The sequence below is a fragment of the Dryocola boscaweniae genome (assembly GCF_025215095.1).
Classification (GTDB): Bacteria; Pseudomonadota; Gammaproteobacteria; order Enterobacterales; family Enterobacteriaceae; genus Dryocola; species Dryocola boscaweniae.
Genome location: NZ_JALHAP010000081.1, coordinates 322054 through 338762 on the forward strand (window position 1 = coordinate 322054; position 16709 = coordinate 338762).

General features: G+C 51.7%; 16 protein-coding genes. 10 read left to right on the plus strand and 6 right to left on the minus strand.

The annotated features are described in order from the left end of the window. The first annotated feature begins 73 nt into the window (after positions 1-73). The 8 genes from MUA00_RS17015 (at position 74) to argD (ending at position 8262) form a co-directional block, all read left to right on the plus strand. Positions 74-1453 (plus strand): glycoside hydrolase family 1 protein, encoded by a 1380-nt coding sequence (locus tag MUA00_RS17015; protein WP_271124261.1) that lies wholly within the window; start codon positions 74-76, stop codon positions 1451-1453. Positions 1454-1463: 10 nt separating this feature from the next. Then, on the plus strand, positions 1464-1769 hold the full coding sequence (locus tag MUA00_RS17020; protein WP_271124208.1) for a PTS lactose/cellobiose transporter subunit IIA: 306 nt from the start codon (positions 1464-1466) through the stop codon (positions 1767-1769). 18 nt (positions 1770-1787) lie between these two features. Further along, entirely contained in the window at positions 1788-3500 is a 1713-nt protein-coding gene (locus MUA00_RS17025) for a PTS transporter subunit EIIC (RefSeq protein WP_271124209.1), read from the plus strand. Between the two features lie 9 nt (positions 3501-3509). After that, complete coding sequence (locus tag MUA00_RS17030) at positions 3510-4541, plus strand: oxidoreductase (RefSeq protein ID WP_271124210.1); 1032 nt, start codon at positions 3510-3512, stop codon at positions 4539-4541. Between the two features lie 5 nt (positions 4542-4546). Continuing rightward, positions 4547-5398: a DUF7916 family protein gene (locus MUA00_RS17035; RefSeq protein ID WP_271124211.1), complete on the plus strand. Its 852-nt coding sequence runs from the start codon at positions 4547-4549 to the stop codon at positions 5396-5398. Positions 5399-5462: 64 nt separating this feature from the next. Further along, entirely contained in the window at positions 5463-6170 is a 708-nt protein-coding gene (locus tag MUA00_RS17040) for a GntR family transcriptional regulator (RefSeq protein WP_271124212.1), read from the plus strand. Between the two features lie 218 nt (positions 6171-6388). Then, positions 6389-6952 (plus strand): aminodeoxychorismate synthase component 2, encoded by a 564-nt coding sequence (gene pabA, locus MUA00_RS17045; RefSeq protein ID WP_271124213.1) that lies wholly within the window; start codon positions 6389-6391, stop codon positions 6950-6952. Between the two features lie 86 nt (positions 6953-7038). Then, complete coding sequence (gene argD / locus MUA00_RS17050; RefSeq protein ID WP_271124214.1) at positions 7039-8262, plus strand: bifunctional acetylornithine/succinyldiaminopimelate transaminase; 1224 nt, start codon at positions 7039-7041, stop codon at positions 8260-8262. A gap of 49 nt (positions 8263-8311) precedes the next feature. Here argD and MUA00_RS17055 read toward each other — a convergent pair whose 3' ends face one another. Both MUA00_RS17055 and crp read right to left on the minus strand, forming a co-directional pair. Next, entirely contained in the window at positions 8312-10402 is a 2091-nt protein-coding gene (locus MUA00_RS17055; RefSeq protein ID WP_271124215.1) for a YccS/YhfK family putative transporter, read from the minus strand. A 63-nt stretch (positions 10403-10465) separates the two neighbouring features. Continuing rightward, complete coding sequence (gene crp / locus MUA00_RS17060) at positions 10466-11098, minus strand: cAMP-activated global transcriptional regulator CRP (protein ID WP_003852956.1); 633 nt, start codon at positions 11096-11098, stop codon at positions 10466-10468. Positions 11099-11412: 314 nt separating this feature from the next. On the opposite strand from crp, the gene MUA00_RS17065 reads away from it, so the two are divergent. Then, positions 11413-11817, plus strand: coding sequence for an OsmC family protein (locus tag MUA00_RS17065; RefSeq protein WP_271124216.1), 405 nt, complete (start codon positions 11413-11415; stop codon positions 11815-11817). 33 nt (positions 11818-11850) lie between these two features. Here the strand turns inward: MUA00_RS17065 and MUA00_RS17070 are convergent, their stop codons facing one another. From MUA00_RS17070 to MUA00_RS17080, 3 genes are all read right to left on the minus strand, one after another. Continuing rightward, a complete protein-coding gene (locus MUA00_RS17070) occupies positions 11851-12720 on the minus strand; it encodes a phosphoribulokinase (RefSeq protein ID WP_271124217.1) in 870 nt (289 codons plus the stop codon). A gap of 63 nt (positions 12721-12783) precedes the next feature. Next, a complete protein-coding gene (locus MUA00_RS17075; protein ID WP_271124218.1) occupies positions 12784-13002 on the minus strand; it encodes a YheU family protein in 219 nt (72 codons plus the stop codon). Between the two features lies 1 nt (position 13003). Further along, a complete protein-coding gene (locus MUA00_RS17080) occupies positions 13004-14020 on the minus strand; it encodes a hydrolase (RefSeq protein WP_271124219.1) in 1017 nt (338 codons plus the stop codon). 62 nt (positions 14021-14082) lie between these two features. On the opposite strand from MUA00_RS17080, the gene MUA00_RS17085 reads away from it, so the two are divergent. Next, positions 14083-14682, plus strand: a complete 600-nt coding sequence (locus tag MUA00_RS17085) for a LysE family translocator (protein ID WP_271124220.1) — start codon at positions 14083-14085, stop codon at positions 14680-14682. Positions 14683-14702: 20 nt separating this feature from the next. Here the strand turns inward: MUA00_RS17085 and MUA00_RS17090 are convergent, their stop codons facing one another. Continuing rightward, a complete protein-coding gene (locus MUA00_RS17090) occupies positions 14703-16607 on the minus strand; it encodes an ABC transporter ATP-binding protein (protein WP_271124221.1) in 1905 nt (634 codons plus the stop codon). Positions 16608-16709 lie beyond the last annotated feature (102 nt).

A 16709-nucleotide genomic window follows, 5' to 3' on the forward strand; every position in this document is an offset into this window, starting at 1 on the left:
GTTCGCAGAGAATAGTAACTATATCATCCGCATATATATTTATATTCTGGTGAGCTGATTTATTGAGGTTATGATGAAATATCGTTTTAAGGATAATTTCTGGTTTGGCTGCGCCGAATCTGCGGCTCAAATTGAAGGATTCTCTGCTGAGAACAGTAAAGCGCCCTCAACCTGGGATCACGCATTTGCTACTCAGCGACACCGTTTCTTTCATCAGCATGGCCCTGATGATTCGCGCGGTTTCTGGCAGAATTATCAGGCCGATATTAAGTTAATGCAGAAAGTCGGTATTAATAGTTACCGCACGTCTGTTTCATGGGCGCGTCTGATGCCGGACGGATATACCATTAACGAAGCTTCCGCTGCCGTCTATCGGGATATGCTGGTTCATCTTAAGGAAGCGGGGATTGAGCCGGTCATCACGCTGATGCACTTTGATATGCCGCTTATTATGCAGCAAAAAGGCGGCTGGCTTTCTGAAGAGGTAGTTGATGCTTTTGCCGGATATGCCAGGCAGTGCTTCGCTCTGTTTGGCGATCTGGTCAATAACTGGATTACTTTTAACGAGCCAATTGTCCCGATTGAGGGGGGATATTTGTATGATTTCCACTATCCTTTCCAGCGTAATTTTGCAAACGCAGCGCAGGCTGCATTTAATACACAGCTTGCCCATTCTAAGGTAGTAAACTACTTTCACGATCGGAATTGCGCCGGACGTATTGGTATCGTACTGAACCTGACACCTTCTTATCCCCGTTCGACACATCCGGCCGATGTTCACGCGGCGACGATTGCGGATCTGTTTTTTAATAAGAGCTTCCTCGAACCAGCCCTGAACGGACGCTATCCTCAGGCGTTGGTTGACCTGCTCAGGCAATATGGAGAATTGCCTGACGTCACGCCGCAGAATTTAGACATCATCGCTCGTTCCAGAGTGGATATGCTGGGGGTTAACTATTACCAGCCACGTCGCGTACAGGCTAAGCAAACGGCGATATCCCCTTCTTCTCCTTTTATGCCGGACTGGTTTTTTGACAGCTACGAAATGCCGGGCCGCACCATGAACACCTCACGCGGGTGGGAAATCCACCCGCAGGGCATTTACGATATTCTGACCGATCTGCGTCTGAACTACGGCAATATTCCGGTATTTATTTCTGAAAATGGGATGGGTGTTGAAAACGAAGAGCGCTGGATGGAAAACGGTGAGGTCAACGATCAATATCGCATCGATTTTATGCGTCAACATCTTGCCTGTATTCATCAGGCCGTTAGCGAAGGCAGCAATTGTTTTGGCTATCACTGCTGGACGTTTATTGATAACTGGTCATGGCTGAACGCCTATAAAAATCGCTACGGGCTTTTTCGCCTGGATTTGTCTACGCAACGGCGCCTGCCGAAGGCCAGCGCTAAATGGTACGGTGAATTAATTAAAAATAACGGATTTAATTAAGGATATTAATATGATGCCTGAAAATTATGAAGAAATCATTATGGGATTAATTACCCACGCCGGTTCCTGCAAAAGCCTCTCTTTTGCTGCGCTACAGGCCGCGAAGCAACGTGACTTTACTCGCTCCGGGGAATTATTAGAAGCAGCAGATAGTGCTGCGAAAGAAGCGCATAAAATTCAGACCGCCTTAATTAGTATGGATGAGGGCGAAGGTAAAATTCCGGTCCACCTGATTATGGTTCATGCACAGGATCACCTGATGAATGCGATGCTCGCCAGAGAATTAATTGCTGAACTCATCGTTCTTTATAAGTAAACATATTGAAGGTATTCCATGGCACTTTCACTAGACAGCATTGCCAGTTTTTCGCAAAAGCTGGCAGGCCAGATTCATTTAAGAAGCCTGCGCGATAGCTTTATTGTCGCCATTCCTTTTCTTGTCCTTGCCGGGTTATTCATTATGATTAACTACGTTTTTCTCGATCCGGCCGGATTTATGAAAAACGTTATTTCCGCTGACACCATGATGCACTATCGGGGAATTGGTGAGCGAGTTCTGAACGGTACAATGAACATTTTATCGGTGATGCTCGCGGTGCTTATTGCCTGGTCCCTGGCCTGCAAGCGCAAATTTGAAAGCCCCATTATTGCGGCAATGGTGTCGCTGGCGTGTTTCTATGTACTGATGCCAACGTCCGTTTCCGTTGCGCTGCCTGAAGGTGGCGCAAACGTTATGGTTGGCGGCATGGTTCCCTATGCGCTTACCAACGCGGGCGGGGTCTTCCTTGCCATCATCTGCGCGTTCTTATCTACCGGCATCTTTTTGAACATTTCCGCCAGCCCTAAGCTGCAAATATCGCTGGGTGAGGAAGTGCCGCCTATGGTGCAACAGTCGTTTAACGCGTTGTTTGCCATTATGATCACCGTTGCGCTGTTTGCTGGCGGCACCTTCCTGATAACCAGCCTGTTTGATACCGAAATCTTTGCGCTAATTCAGACTCTGGTGCAGAAGCCGCTGGTGCATTTGACTACCAGCCTGCCGGGCTTTATTACCTTGACCACCCTCACTAATCTGCTGTTTGCGCTGGGTATCCATCCTTCCGGTATTATTAACCCAATACTGGAGCCGCCGCTGCTGGTTGCCATGCAGGAAAATATGGCCGCCTTCGCCGCGGGGCAGATCCCTCCGCACATCATTGTGCTGCCGTTTCGCGATATTTACGGTCATATGGGAGGGACGGGCTCGACGCTTGCCCTGCTGCTGGCGATTATTCTGCGCAGCCGCATGAGCAGCCATAAAAAGTTTGCCAAAACGGTGATTGCTCCCGGCGTTTTCAACATCAACGAGCCGGTTATTTTTGGCCTGCCGGTGATTCTCAATCCGCTGCTGATGATTCCGTTTATCGTCTTCCCGCAGATAAGTTTTATTATCGCCTGGTTCGCCACGTCCTGGGGCTGGGTATCGCATATCGTAGCCTACGTGCCGTGGTCGGTACCGCCTTTACTGTCCGGCTGGCTGGGTTCCGGCGGCGATCTGCGCAATGTGGTGTTGCAGGTGATATTAATCGCGATTGGCGTAGCGGTGTATATGCCTTTCCTCATTGCCTACGAACGTTCCATTATGAATAAAAAAACGCAGACCATCGTTGATGATATCCAGCAGATACCGCCGCAAAACGCAGCTGTAAATCACGATGAAACCCAGGCTGCCGCCGGCGAGGATGATGCCCATCACGTGCTTAACGGCAAAAAAATCGTCCTGATGTGTAATGAAGGGATGTCCACCTCAATGGTGGCAAGAAAGATGAAGCAGTATGCGCAAAGTATTGGTTGTACGGCGAATATCAGCGCAACAAACATTGGCAGTCTGGAAGATATTTACCCACCAACCGATTTAATTATTCTCTCCCCCCAGCTGGCCTATATGGAGAGTAAAGTTCGGGAAACCGTAAAGAATCAATGTCGAGTAACTCTGGTCAATCCACAACATTTCTCTCATATGGATGGTAAATCCATAATCGAGCACGCCATCACGCTGTTTAAATAAGGAAGGAACATGATTAATTGTGCATTCATCGGGTTTGGTAAAAGCGCTACTCGCTATCATTTACCTTATGTATTAATTCGCGAGAAATATAAGGTAAAGACGATTTACGATATTACACCAAAGCCTGATATTGAAGCCCTTCCTCAATATAAGGAGATTCATTTTACCCGCGATGTTAACGATATCCTTAATGATAAGTCTGTTCAGCTGGTGGTGGTGTGTACCCATCCGGATACCCATTACGCCTATGCCAGGATGTGCATTGAGCACGGTAAACATGTGATGGTTGAAAAGCCGTTCACCACCACGCTTAACGAAGCCGAAGAGCTGTTAGCCTTAGCGAAAAAGCATAATGTCACGGTAACGCCGTTCCAGAACCGTCGCTTTGACTCCTGCTTCCTGACGACCAGGGAAGTGATTAACAGTAGCCTTATTGGTGACGTGGTGGAAATCGAAAGCCACTTTGATTATTTCCGTCCTGAAACCCAGGCGCAGGAAAACCATCCGTTCTTCGGCGCGTTTTACGGTCTTGGCATTCACACGCTGGATCAAATGCTTTCTTTATTCGGCAGACCGCAGCACGTCGCCTACGATATTCGCAGCCTGCGCCTGCCGGAGAATCCTGACGATACGTTTGAAGTACAGCTTTACTACGGAGAGATGAAAGCCATCATCAAAACCAGCCACCTGGTCATGACGCCTTATCCTAAGTTTATCGTTCACGGCACGCGCGGCTCCTTCACCAGACACCATATCGATCAGCAGGAAACCTGCTTAAAAGAAAATATTATGCCGGACAGCCCGCTATTCTGTGCCGATAACGAAGCCGGCTTCGTTGAATATCTGGACGAAAATAATGAAAAAGTAACCAAAGAGATCCCAGCCGTGCGTGGGGACTATGGCCGCGTTTACGACGCGCTATATGAAACCATAGTGAATGGCGCACCGAACTACGTCAGTGAAGCTGAGATCCTCACCAATCTGGAAATCCTTGAGCGCGGTTTTCAGCAGCCTTCTCCCTCCATCATCAAGCTGGATTAATAATAATGAAACGTATTTTGAACTGCTGCACTTCTGATTTTAACGCTCAGCCAGGCGCCGAAGAGCTGTTCGCCGCGATGAAAGCTTCCGAAGGGCGCACCCTCCTTGCTGAAGTCGCAGCGGACACCGTACCGCTGTATCCTGACGTAACCAATGCGGAGCTGGTCAGCGCGTTTGGGGCGGATCTTATCCTGCTTAAAGGCTACAACACCGAAGCGCATTCCGTTGCCGGTGCGCCAGGCGAAGGCGGCTATAAACACATTAAACTTCTTACTGGCCGTCTGGTTGGAGTTAGTCTGGAAGTGGTTGGCAATCCGGATATTGAAAACCCTCGCTGCCTGACCCAAAAAACGCTTGAGCGCGTTCGGGATGCGGATTTTCTCTGTCTGACTGGCTATGACAAGCCGGATGTCGATAAGCAGACCATGCTGGAGGCCATTAAGCTCGCGCAGGCGTATTTTCCAGGCTTCCTGATGGTTGCTAAATTTTATGCTAAAGGGCTGGCAGAGGCCGCTGAATACGCAGAGTACATCAGCGCTGGCGCCCATGCTGCGGTTATTCCAGCCCCCGGTTCTTGCCCGGGAAGCAGAGAAGAAGTGGTAAGCCGCGCGGTTGATGCGGTACACCGGGCTGGTGGCCTGGCGATGACCACTATCAGCAGCAGCCAAGAAGGGGCCGATCCCGAAACGGTGAAGCTGATTGGCCTCGCCAGCAAGCGCTGCGGTAGCGACGTGCATAACTTCGGTGACGCTGGCTGCGCCGGGATAGCGGCACCGGAAGCTATTCAGGCCCTGTCCATTGCCATTCGCGGGAAACGTCATACCTATGTGAGAATGGCCTCGTCCATTTTACGCTAACATTTCTATCTCCTCTCAACAATGGTATAACAGGCCTACGTTTCCAGGCCTGTTTATTATAAAAATGCCAAAGTATATTGATATTTATAACGAGCTAAAAAAAAGAATTGTTTCTGGCTACTATCCGCAGAACAGCCAGTTACCAGAAGGAAAAAAGCTGGCGTTTTTTTTTGACTGTAGCGAACTGACAATTACCAGGGCACTTAATATATTAGTGAAGGAAGGTTTTGTTGTCCGTAAAAGGGGGCTGGGTTCATTTGTTAAAGTTCCCTTTAACGCTTCCTTTACGAACCACCTTAAGGGAACCACCGCGCGCTGCATGGAATCCGGGCAGGTCATTGAAACCCGCGTGATTGAGTTTTTTGCCCTGCCCGCGAGCGAAGAGATTCAGGAAAAATTGCAGCTCAGCAGCGACGAAATGGTCTATTCAATTATGCGTGTCAGGGTGATAAACGGCATTCCTTCGATTATTGAAAGAACTTATATGCCAGTGCGGATCATACCCGGCCTTAATAATTCTACGGTAGAACATTCTATCTATAATTATATTACGGAAGGCTTGGGTTATAATGTGCACAGCAGCCATATGATTGTCACCGCCAATATATCCAACGAGCAGCAGAGTGAATTACTTGAACTCTCCGTCCCTGAGGTTGTTATTCACGTCGAGCAAACGGCTTACCTGGATAATGGCAAGCTCTTTGAATATTCCATTGCCACCCACCGCTATAATACTTTCAAATTCGCTACCGAGTTTATTCGCTATAACTAAACGGGTACGTTTGCACATGTTGTCAAGTTTCTACCCTACTGATGTTGTCCATGCAGTGGGGCTGGGTCGGAAATTATCGATATAACACCCGATAATCCGCAGCCGGCAGCGGAATAGCTCCCTGTTCAGGCCCGCAGAGGAATATTTTCACCAAAGTGGTGAGCGAGGCGCGGGAAAGCGAATAGAATAGCGCGGTTCTTAATTTTGCCGGAGCCGCCATGTTACTGCTTATCGACAACTACGATTCTTTTACCTGGAATCTGTACCAGTATTTTTGCGAGCTCGGCGCTGAAGTGGTGGTAAAGCGTAACGATGAAGTTACGCTTGCGGAAATTTCCACCCTTGCGCCTGCAAAACTTGTGATTTCGCCGGGCCCTTGTACGCCGTCCGAAGCCGGAATCTCGCTCGCGGCCATTGAGCATTTTGCCGGAAAACTGCCCATTCTTGGCGTATGCCTGGGGCATCAGGCTATTGCGCAGGCTTTTGGCGCAACGATTATCCGTGCTGAAAAAGTCATGCACGGCAAAACTTCAGCCATTTCCCATAATAATAGCGGCGTCTTCCGCGGCCTGAATAATCCCCTCACCGTGACGCGTTACCACTCTTTGATTATCGACTCCGCTACCTTGCCGGACAGTTTCGACATCACCGCCTGGACCGATAAACGCGAGATCATGGGCATCCGCCACCGCGAGATGGATCTGGAAGGGGTGCAATTCCATCCTGAAAGTATTCTCAGCGAGCAGGGGCATCAGCTCCTGGCCAATTTCCTCAGTCGGTGATTTTTATTGCCAGCCAGTGATTTTTTATGCATATTTCGTGATTATATTTTCAAAATATCTTCTGTATAAAACCGGATGGGGAAGCAATGGCCACTGAACAATCAGCAATTACCCGCGCGACTTTCGATGAAGTTATTCTGCCAGTCTATGCACCAGCAGAGTTTATTCCAGTAAAGGGTAAAGGCAGCCGCGTGTGGGATCAGCAGGGCAAAGAGTATGTTGATTTCGCAGGCGGCATCGCGGTTACAGCGCTGGGCCATTGCCATCCGGCGCTGGTGGATGCCCTAAAAACTCAGGGTGAAACGCTGTGGCACACCAGCAACGTTTTTACTAATGAACCCGCTCTGCGTCTGGGCCGCAAACTGATTGATGCCACGTTTGCCGAGCGCGTGCTGTTTATGAACTCCGGCACAGAAGCGAACGAAACCGCGTTTAAGCTGGCTCGCTACTACGCTTCTACCCGCCATAGCCCGTACAAATCGAAGATTATCGCCTTCCATAACGCTTTCCATGGCCGCTCGCTGTTTACCGTTTCGGTTGGCGGGCAGCCGAAGTATTCCGATGGTTTTGGCCCAAAACCTGCCGATATCATCCATGTCCCGTTTAATGATCTGCATGCGGTAAAAGCCGTCATCGACGATCACACCTGCGCAATCGTCGTTGAGCCGATTCAGGGCGAGGGCGGAGTCACCGCCGCAACGCCTGAGTTTTTGAAGGGGCTGCGTGAGCTGTGCGATGAACATAATGCGTTGCTGGTGTTTGATGAAGTGCAGTGCGGTATGGGGCGTATCGGCGAGCTGTTTGCCTATATGCACTATGGCGTGACGCCGGACATTCTGACCAGCGCCAAAGCGCTCGGCGGTGGTTTCCCGGTGAGCGTGATGCTGACGACGCAGGAAATCGCTTCGGCGTTCCATGTTGGTACTCATGGTTCCACTTACGGCGGCAATCCTTTGGCCTGCGCCGTAGCGGGCGCTGCGTTCGATATCATTAACACGCCGGAAGTCCTGCAGGGCGTGACGACGAAACGTCAGCTTTTCGTGAAGCACTTGCAGCAGATCGACGAGCAATTTGATGTATTCAGCGATATTCGCGGGATGGGGTTATTGATTGGCGCGGAGCTGAAACCCCGGTACAAAGGCCGTGCCCGTGAATTCCTGTATGCCGCCGCTCACGAAGGCGTAATGGTGCTGAATGCTGGTCCGGACGTGATGCGTTTTGCGCCAGCGTTGATTGTGGATGAGGCGGATATCGAGGACGGCATGCAACGCTTCGCGAAGGCCGTCAGTAAGATCGTTAAAGCGGTGTAAGTCGGGTAAGCCTGCGCCATCCGAGGGTTTTTGCTGGCTGGCGCTTCGTTTATCCACCCTGTGGCCGCCGCAGGCTGCTGTTTAACCAGATCCCATGATGCGGGCGTTGACGCCATGCCACTGAAGAAATGGTGTGCATGGTGTTGAGATGCCCAAGTACCCGCTGTAAATGCTGCTCCATGGTGCTTAATGGCCCGGTGGGCAGCGCTTCTGCATCCAGAATAACCGCGTCTTTCGTCTCCCCTGGCCCGTCATACTCAAGCCGCTGCTGGCATCTTTGCAGGGCGATTTCGCACGCCTGTAAGTAACGCTGCGCCAGCTCCGGAGTAAGCATGTTGTGTTCGCGAGCGAGCGTGGTCATTGCGTTGATATGTTCAACGATAAACTGGCTGTGCGTCACCCACAGTTTCATGTCTTCCAGATAATGCGAGTTAAAGCCCGGCTCCTGCATCGCCTGGTTTAAGGAGTTAAACAGCGCATTATGAGCCTGATTTACTTTCATGCGCTGATAAGCCAGCGGCGTGGGTTCAGGGTCGTTGCTTAGTATCAAACGGATGGCGTCCTGATCGGTTTCCAGCGCGTCGTGGGCGTTCTGGCGCAGCAGGCCGCTTTGCCACTGCGGCCACAGCCAGACCATGCCGCCAAAGGCAATTAAGCAGCCGAGCAGGGTATCTATCAGGCGGGGCACTATGTATTGCTCGGCGCTCAGAGTAATCAGTTGCAGGGTAAATACAGCGGTGACGGTAAATCCAATGGTCGCCCAGCCGTAGCTTTTGCGGATAAACAGGTAGCTCACCAGCGTGATGATAAGCATCGCCGTTAAGGCAATGTATTGCGGGAAATGGAAGTGCAGGGCGATGCCCGCGATTGCCAGCCCGGCAATAGTGCCAGCCGAACGGTGCAGAATACGTACCCTCGTCGCGCCGTAGCCGTTTTGCGTCACAAACATTACGGTCATCAGGATCCAGTAGGGCTTGGGCAGATGTAAAAATGCGCCGAGCAGGCTGGCAACGGTCAGCATGACGCCGAGCCTGGCTGAGTTACGCAGCGCGGCGGATTTAAATGACAGATAACTTTTCAGGGCGGCCCACAGCGGCTGGCGACGCTGGCGGTCTTCCATCAAATCGCGAACGTATAAAGGACGCTGGGTGCGTAGCACGCGCGCGATGCGGCTGAAGTGATAGTGACAAAATTGCCCGACGGGATTGTCCGGATTATGGCGCGCAATTTTTTCCAGCGCTTCGATTTGCTTATCCATGACGAAACGCTTCGGAAAGCGGTGATACAGAATGTCGTCGGCGAGCACCCGTAAACGCGCTGCGATAGTTTGCGCGTTCCAGCGAATGACCGCTTCGGCGTGGCTTTGCTCCACGAGCTTTTGCACTTCCTCCGGCTGATGCAGGCTAACGGAGATGTGCTCCTGCAGATCGAGCGCAACCTGAAAAACGCGCAGCAGGCGTTTGTAGCCGTTCTGCTGATTCGCCGCCAGCATGTGCAACTGCTGATAACAGACGGTTATCAGGTCGACGGCCTTTTGCTGTCGGGCCAGCAAAGGCGGCAGCGCTTTCTCGGGATCTGTGTGCTGGGTCAATAAGCCGTATTTGGCTTCACAATAGTCCGCAAGCTGGCGATAGAGCAGACTTAGCGATTCACGCAGCGGCTGTTCACGCCACATCCAGTACCAGAACCAGTTAAACAGCCCGTACCAGATGGTGCCGGAAACATAGAGCACCATCGGTTTCCAGATGGGCATATTGCCGGCCATGCTTAGCGTGAAGATAGCCGCAATGAGCGAAGCGGGTAGAAGACGGGCGTGAAGCGCGCTGATTTCTGCGGTGACGCCCAGCAGCAGCGCCATACCGATAAGGATAACCGGCAGCGGCACGGGCGTATAAAGCAGCATGAGTTGCATCAGCAGGCTGCTGATGGCGAACAGGCTACCGCCGACTATCAATCGCTTAAAGAAGCGCTTATGGGGCGTATCCAGACCGGCGATGTTGCAGCAGGCGGGAACCAAAGAAAAAAGCAGGCCAGCCTGCAGATTGCCTAAAATCAGACCTACCGCCACGGGAAGACACAGCACCAGCGTTTGCCGCAGTGCGTAGTTAACCTCGGGGTGATAAATCAGTCGGCGCCACATATCAGAAGTGTAGAAACAAAAATGGCGTGTTACCGAAGCGACACGCCATTTTGTGAGCGGAAATTAACGAGTGCCGTAAACGACGATCGTTTTACCGTGAGCGGAAATCAGGTTTTGATCTTCCAGCATTTTCAGGATACGGCCAACGGTTTCGCGAGAACAGCCGACGATCTGACCGATTTCCTGACGGGTAATTTTAATCTGCATGCCGTCCGGGTGGGTCATGGCATCAGGTTGTTTCGCCAGATTCAGCAACGTTTGAGCGATGCGGCCGGTTACGTCGAGGAAAGCGAGGTTGCCTACTTTTTCCGACGTGACCTGCAGGCGGCGCGCCATCTGAGAAGACAGACGCATCAGGATGTCAGGATTGACCTGAATAAGCTGGCGGAATTTTTTATAGGAAATTTCAGCCACTTCACATGCGCTTTTCGCACGAACCCAGGCACTGCGCTCCTGACCTTCTTCAAACAGGCCTAATTCACCGATAAAATCGCCCTGATTCAGGTAAGAGAGGATCATTTCCTTGCCCTCTTCATCTTTGATCAGCACTGCCACGGAGCCCTTGACGATGTAGTACAGCGTCTCTGCTTTTTCACCCTGGTGAATCAGCGTGCTCTTCGATGGATACTTATGAATGTGGCAATGGGACAAGAACCATTCGAGGGTCGGATCTGTTTGCGGTTTGCCAAGCACCATGCGCGGTTATCCTCTGTTATAAACTGGCTACCAAAGACAGGATGCAAAACCTCCTGCCCGGCGTTGCAATCGTTAGAATATTTCCCACTCGGGGGAAATGGCTGCAAGTCAATCTTGCCGCCTGTAATTAGTGATGTCCTCTGCAGACATCCATCACGTCAATGTATCGAATGTTGCATCCGGATTGTTTTAGCATAGCTTTTGACAAGTGTCTCCTATTGTCTCGTTTCAGCATGACGCAGGTCGCCTTCCGTTGCCAGTTTTGCTGCATCCGCGTACTCTGGCAGGAAATTTCTTCAACGGGAGTAAACAAAATGCAGGCACGAGTTAAATGGGTTGAGGGGTTAACTTTCCTGGGTGAATCAGCTTCAGGCCATCAGGTGCTGATGGACGGTAATTCAGGCGATAAAGCGCCAAGCCCGATGGAGATGGTGTTGATGTCCGTTGGCGGTTGCAGCGCCATTGACGTGGTGTCTATTTTGCAAAAAGGTCGCCACAACGTGACGGACTGCGAAGTAAAACTGACTTCTGAACGTCGTGAAGAAGCGCCGCGTTTGTTCACGCACATAAATCTGCATTTCATCGTGACCGGCAAGGATCTTAAAGACCATGCTGTTTCCCGCGCGGTGGATCTCTCTGCTGAGAAATACTGTTCCGTTGCGCTGATGCTTGAGAAAGCCGCAAACATCACGCACAGCTATGAAGTGATCGAAGCTTAATTCGATGTGATATCAGGGCGGCAGACTGTCGCCCTAAACGACTTTTCTGCCTTCCGCCAGCCGTTGCACCAGCGGCGTCATTATTAACTCCATTGCGAGCCCCATTTTCCCGCCTGGCACCACTAATGTATTGATGTGGGAAATGAATGAACCCTGCAACATTGCCAGCAGATAAGGGAAATCGATGTTATCCAACCCGCGAAAGTGAATCACCACGAAACTTTCATCCAGAGAGGGAATACCGCGTGCCGCAAAGGGATTAGAGGTATCTACCGTCGGGACGCGCTGGAAGTTGATATGGGTGCGGGAGAATTGTGGCGTTATATAGTTGATATAGTCATCCATCGATCTGACAACGGAATCCATCACCGCTTCGCGCGAATGGCCGCGTTCGCTTGTGTCGCGCACCAGTTTCTGAATCCACTCAAGGTTAACGATGGGCACCACGCCTACCAACAAATCTACAAAATTCGCCACATCGTGCTGCGGGGTAACTACGCCGCCATGAAGTCCTTCATAAAAGAGAACGTCCGTCGGTTCCGGCAACGGTTGCCACGGCGTGAATGTCCCGGGGATTTGGTTCCAGGGCACGGCTTCGTCATAAGTGTGGAGATATTTGCGGGATTTGCCCTGGCCGCTGCGCCCGTATTCAGCAAAGGTTTGTTCAAGCAGGCTGAAATCATTGGCTTCGGGGCCAAAATAGCTGATGTGTCGGCCGAGGTCGCGCGCTTTACGGATCGCCATATCCATTTCCGGCCGGGTATAACGATGGAAGCTGTCCCCTTCGACTTCTGCGGCGCGCAAGTTTAGCTGCTGAAAGATCTTACGAAAGGCCAGGCTGGTGGTGGTGGTTCCTGCGCCGCTGGAACCTGTAACGGCAATAACCGGATGTTTGGCTGACATAGGGCGACAACTCCGTGGGTGTAAAAATTATGCAGTATAGACCGTGCCCCATGGAACGAGCCGTTAGCCGCGGAATTGTCCACGCGGCATAATATTCACCGTTTCATGAAGCTCTGACCAGACCAGAACCGCTTCACCGCTTTGCAGTTGTCTTTTCACATCTGCAACTTTCTGAGACAGCGAGCGCTCTTGTTCACCATAATCTGTACCCTCGCGTAACACAAAGGATTCGATAAGATTGTCGAGCGTCTCGGCGTCGATATCTTGCCAGGGAATTATCATGTTATTTGTCCAGATACGTTGTCAGCCAGTCAGGGATGCGTTGCTCAAGCCACATTTCCGGTTTGCGCAGCGTGCCGCCGACAAAACCGACGTGCCCGCCATGGCTTGTGAGTTGATATTCAATATTTGCGGGTAACGATGCTTTATCAGGAATGACGTGATGATCCATAAAGGGATCGTCTTTGGCATGGATGATAAGCGTCGGTTTAGCGATATCCGGTAATAATGGCATGGCGCTGCACTGACGGTAATAGTCCAGCGCATCGGCAAAACCGTGAATTTTTGAAGTAATGAGATCGTCAAAATCACGGATGCGGCGTACGCCTTTAAGCTGTCTTAAATCAACAGGCAGCGTGCCGGGATAGCTTCTCAGTTTCCGTGCGGCATTCTTTTTCAGCAGATTTAAGAGATAGCGCTGATAGAAACGCGAGAACCCTTGTTCCATATGATAGCAGCACTGCTCGAGCATCAGCGGAGCGGAGACCACAACGCCTGCTTTTAAAGTGCAATCCACGCCCTGTTTCGCCATCAGGCAGGCCAGCATATTCCCGCCGAGCGAGAAGCCGACCGCCGCCGTGGGCATTTCGCCATAGCGCTGACTCAGCCAGTTGAGGAAAAAGGTGCCGTCTTCGGTTTCACCGGAGTGATAAATGCGCTTCATGCGATTGGGTACGCCGCTACAGCCGCGGAAATGCATCACCACGCCCAGCCAGCCGCGTTTTTGGGCCGCTTCCATCAGGCCATGCGCGTAAGGGCTGTGCAGGCTGCCTTCCAGACCGTGGAAAACCACCAGCCGGGGTTTATGCGAAGCCTCTCGTGGGTCTTCGCTCCAGGCGAGATCGACGAAATCCCCATCCGGCATATCGAGACGCTGCCAGTGAGGTTTAAAATTGACTCGACGACGGAAAACGCGCGGCAGCATGGTTTGCAGATGAGGGTTGCTCAATCCGCGCATCGGACGGAATTCCTGGCCGTCATCATGATTAAAATTCAATTCTACAGGGCTTGTCTGATCCATATCACACTGTTAGTTTCATTTTGTTTGCTAATTATTATCTTTGGGTGTGGAGCACCCACGTCATGGAAACGCTTTTCTTTTCAATGCTTGGTTTTCTTTGGGTCGCAGCCATCACACCGGGTCCTAATAATACGTTACTTACCTCGTCCGGAGCCAACTACGGTTTTTTGCGCAGTTTACCGCTGATGATAGGCATCATGCTGGGCATGCAGTGCATTCTGTTGCTGGTGGCCTGTGGCGTGGGCAGCCTGATTCTGGTGTATCCTGCGCTGCACCTTATCCTGAAGATTGCCGGTAGCGCTTATCTTTTGTGGCTGGCCTGGAAAATCGGTACGGCGACCTACGAACGCCTGGAAACCGATGCCCCTGCGCCTGCTCCCATCCCGTTCTGGCAGGGCGGCTTGCTTCAGGTAATCAACCCAAAAGCGTGGCTGATGGCGCTTGGCGCAGTAGCCAGTTTTAGCCTGGCCGGTTCAGAGTATCTGCATTCCGTTGTGTTAATCAGCATCGGCATTGCGCTGGTCAACATTGTGGCAGGCGTTATCTGGATTGCCTTTGGCAGTCTGATTGGCAAACTGCTCCGCAGCCGCCGCGCCTGGGCCATCTTTAACATCTTTATGGGCTTGCTGACAGCGGCCTGTGTACTGCTGATTTGGCACTAAATCAGTTTTGATGTGGGCGATTATTCGCCCTGCATCATCTGTTCTAGCTGCTCGTGTGCGTCCAGCCATTCCATTTCGCACTCCTCAAGCGCCGACTTCACTTTCACCTGGGTTTGCAGGCATTCGGTCATTTCCGCTTTACGGCTTTGATCGTAAATGGCGCTGTCGGCCAGCTTCTCTTCTACTTCCGCAAGCTGTGCGTTCAGCTTTTCCATCTGCTTCTCAAGCCGGGTGATTTGCTTGCGCAGCGGCTGCGTCTGGGTGCGTAATTCCGCTTCCCGGCGTTTTTGATCTTTACGGGCCTGGGCGCTGTTGACGTTATCTTTTGTCGCGTCTTCCGGCAGGTTTCCCTGCTTTTGCAGATCGCTCAGCCACTGCTGATAATCTTCCAGATCGCCATCAAAGGCTTCGACTTTGCCGTCATGCACCAGGTAAAGGTCGTCGGTAGTTGAGCGCAGCAGGTGACGGTCGTGCGAGACAACAACCAGCGCGCCTTCGAAATCAATCAGCGCTTCGGTCAGCGCCTGGCGCATGTCGAGGTCAAGGTGGTTGGTCGGTTCATCGAGCAGCAGCAGGTTAGGGCGCTGCCAGACAACCAGCGCCAGCACGAGGCGGGCTTTTTCACCGCCGGAAAAACGTGCCGTTTGCTCTGTAACTTTATCGCCCTGGAAACCGAAGCCGCCAAGGTAGTCGCGTAGCTGTTGTTCCAGCTCTTTAGGCGCAATGCGCGCGAGATGCTGAAGAGGCGATTCGTCGGCACGAAGATATTCAAGCTGATGCTGCGCGAAGTAGCCAAGCTTGATGCCCTTCGCCAGACCAATATCGCCCTGCAGCGGCGCCAGTTCGCCCGCCAGCAGCTTAATTAGCGTTGATTTACCCGCGCCGTTGCGGCCTAACAGGCCGATACGTGAACCGGGAACCAGATTCAGTTTGATGGAATTCAAAATCACACAGTCGCCATAGCCCGCGCTGACTTTTTCCATACGCAGTAACGGATTAGGCAGGCTTTCCGGCGCGCGGAAGCTGAAATGGAACGGATTGTCCACGTGCGCCGGGGCAATCAATTCCATACGTTCTAGCATCTTAACGCGGCTTTGCGCCTGCTTCGCTTTGGAGGCCTTCGCTTTAAACCGATCGATAAAGCTTTGCAGGTGCGCGACGCGTTCCTGCTGGCTTTCGTACATCGACTGCTGCTGAGCAAGGCGCGTCGCGCGCTGGCCCTCAAATGAGGAATAGTTGCCGGTATATTCGAACAGGCTTTGCTGCTCGATATGAATGATTTTGCCGACAACCGGGTCGAGGAAATCGCGGTCATGCGAAATCAGAATCAACGTGCCCGGATAGTTTTTCAGCCATCTTTCCAGCCAGATGACGGCATCCAAATCCAGGTGGTTGGTTGGTTCATCAAGCAGCAATAAATCTGAGCGGCAAATCAGCGCCTGCGCGAGGTTTAAACGCATGCGCCAGCCGCCGGAAAAATCGCTTACCGGACGTTCGAGCTGTTCATTGCTAAAACCTAAACCGTGAAGCAGGCTTGAGGCGCGGGAGCGGATAGTCCATGCGTCAACCGCATCAAGCTTGCCATGCACGAGAGCGATGGCGTGTCCGTCGTTGCGAATATTCGCCTGCTCCAGCTCAGCTTCAAGCTGACGGAACTCACGATCGCCATCAATAACGTATTCAATGGCGGGCATTTCCAGCGCCGGAGTTTCCTGATTAACCCAGGCCAGCGCCCAGTTGCCCGGGAAAGTCATACTTCCACCATCGGCGCTAATCTCGTTCTTTAAAAGCGCCAGCAGCGTGGATTTACCGCAGCCGTTTTTACCCACAAGCCCCACTTTCTGGCCCGGGTTAATGGTGGCGGTGGCGTTATCCAGCAGGACGCGGGTGCCGCGACGAATTTGTAACGAGGAGAAAACAATCATAAAGCGCCGTATGTTCAGAGTATGTTAAATTGTCATTATATTTGGGTAACGTGATGCGTAGGGCACCGCGTCGGGCTGCATGGTAGCCCAAAAAAATCACTA

Bases quoted from the DNA above. Each gene is read 5' to 3' on its own strand.
- MUA00_RS17015 (WP_271124261.1), top strand. From the start codon at position 74: ATGAAATATCGTTTTAAGGATAATTTCTGGTTTGGCTGCGCCGAATCT.
- MUA00_RS17020 (WP_271124208.1), top strand. From the start codon at position 1,464: ATGATGCCTGAAAATTATGAAGAAATCATTATGGGATTAATTACCCAC.
- MUA00_RS17025 (WP_271124209.1), top strand. From the start codon at position 1,788: ATGGCACTTTCACTAGACAGCATTGCCAGTTTTTCGCAAAAGCTGGCA.
- MUA00_RS17030 (WP_271124210.1), top strand. From the start codon at position 3,510: ATGATTAATTGTGCATTCATCGGGTTTGGTAAAAGCGCTACTCGCTAT.
- MUA00_RS17035 (WP_271124211.1), top strand. From the start codon at position 4,547: ATGAAACGTATTTTGAACTGCTGCACTTCTGATTTTAACGCTCAGCCA.
- MUA00_RS17040 (WP_271124212.1), top strand. From the start codon at position 5,463: ATGCCAAAGTATATTGATATTTATAACGAGCTAAAAAAAAGAATTGTT.
- pabA (WP_271124213.1), top strand. From the start codon at position 6,389: ATGTTACTGCTTATCGACAACTACGATTCTTTTACCTGGAATCTGTAC.
- argD (WP_271124214.1), top strand. From the start codon at position 7,039: ATGGCCACTGAACAATCAGCAATTACCCGCGCGACTTTCGATGAAGTT.
- MUA00_RS17055 (WP_271124215.1), bottom strand. From the start codon at position 10,402: ATGTGGCGCCGACTGATTTATCACCCCGAGGTTAACTACGCACTGCGG.
- crp (WP_003852956.1), bottom strand. From the start codon at position 11,098: ATGGTGCTTGGCAAACCGCAAACAGATCCGACCCTCGAATGGTTCTTG.
- MUA00_RS17065 (WP_271124216.1), top strand. From the start codon at position 11,413: ATGCAGGCACGAGTTAAATGGGTTGAGGGGTTAACTTTCCTGGGTGAA.
- MUA00_RS17070 (WP_271124217.1), bottom strand. From the start codon at position 12,720: ATGTCAGCCAAACATCCGGTTATTGCCGTTACAGGTTCCAGCGGCGCA.
- MUA00_RS17075 (WP_271124218.1), bottom strand. From the start codon at position 13,002: ATGATAATTCCCTGGCAAGATATCGACGCCGAGACGCTCGACAATCTT.
- MUA00_RS17080 (WP_271124219.1), bottom strand. From the start codon at position 14,020: ATGGATCAGACAAGCCCTGTAGAATTGAATTTTAATCATGATGACGGC.
- MUA00_RS17085 (WP_271124220.1), top strand. From the start codon at position 14,083: ATGGAAACGCTTTTCTTTTCAATGCTTGGTTTTCTTTGGGTCGCAGCC.
- MUA00_RS17090 (WP_271124221.1), bottom strand. From the start codon at position 16,607: ATGATTGTTTTCTCCTCGTTACAAATTCGTCGCGGCACCCGCGTCCTG.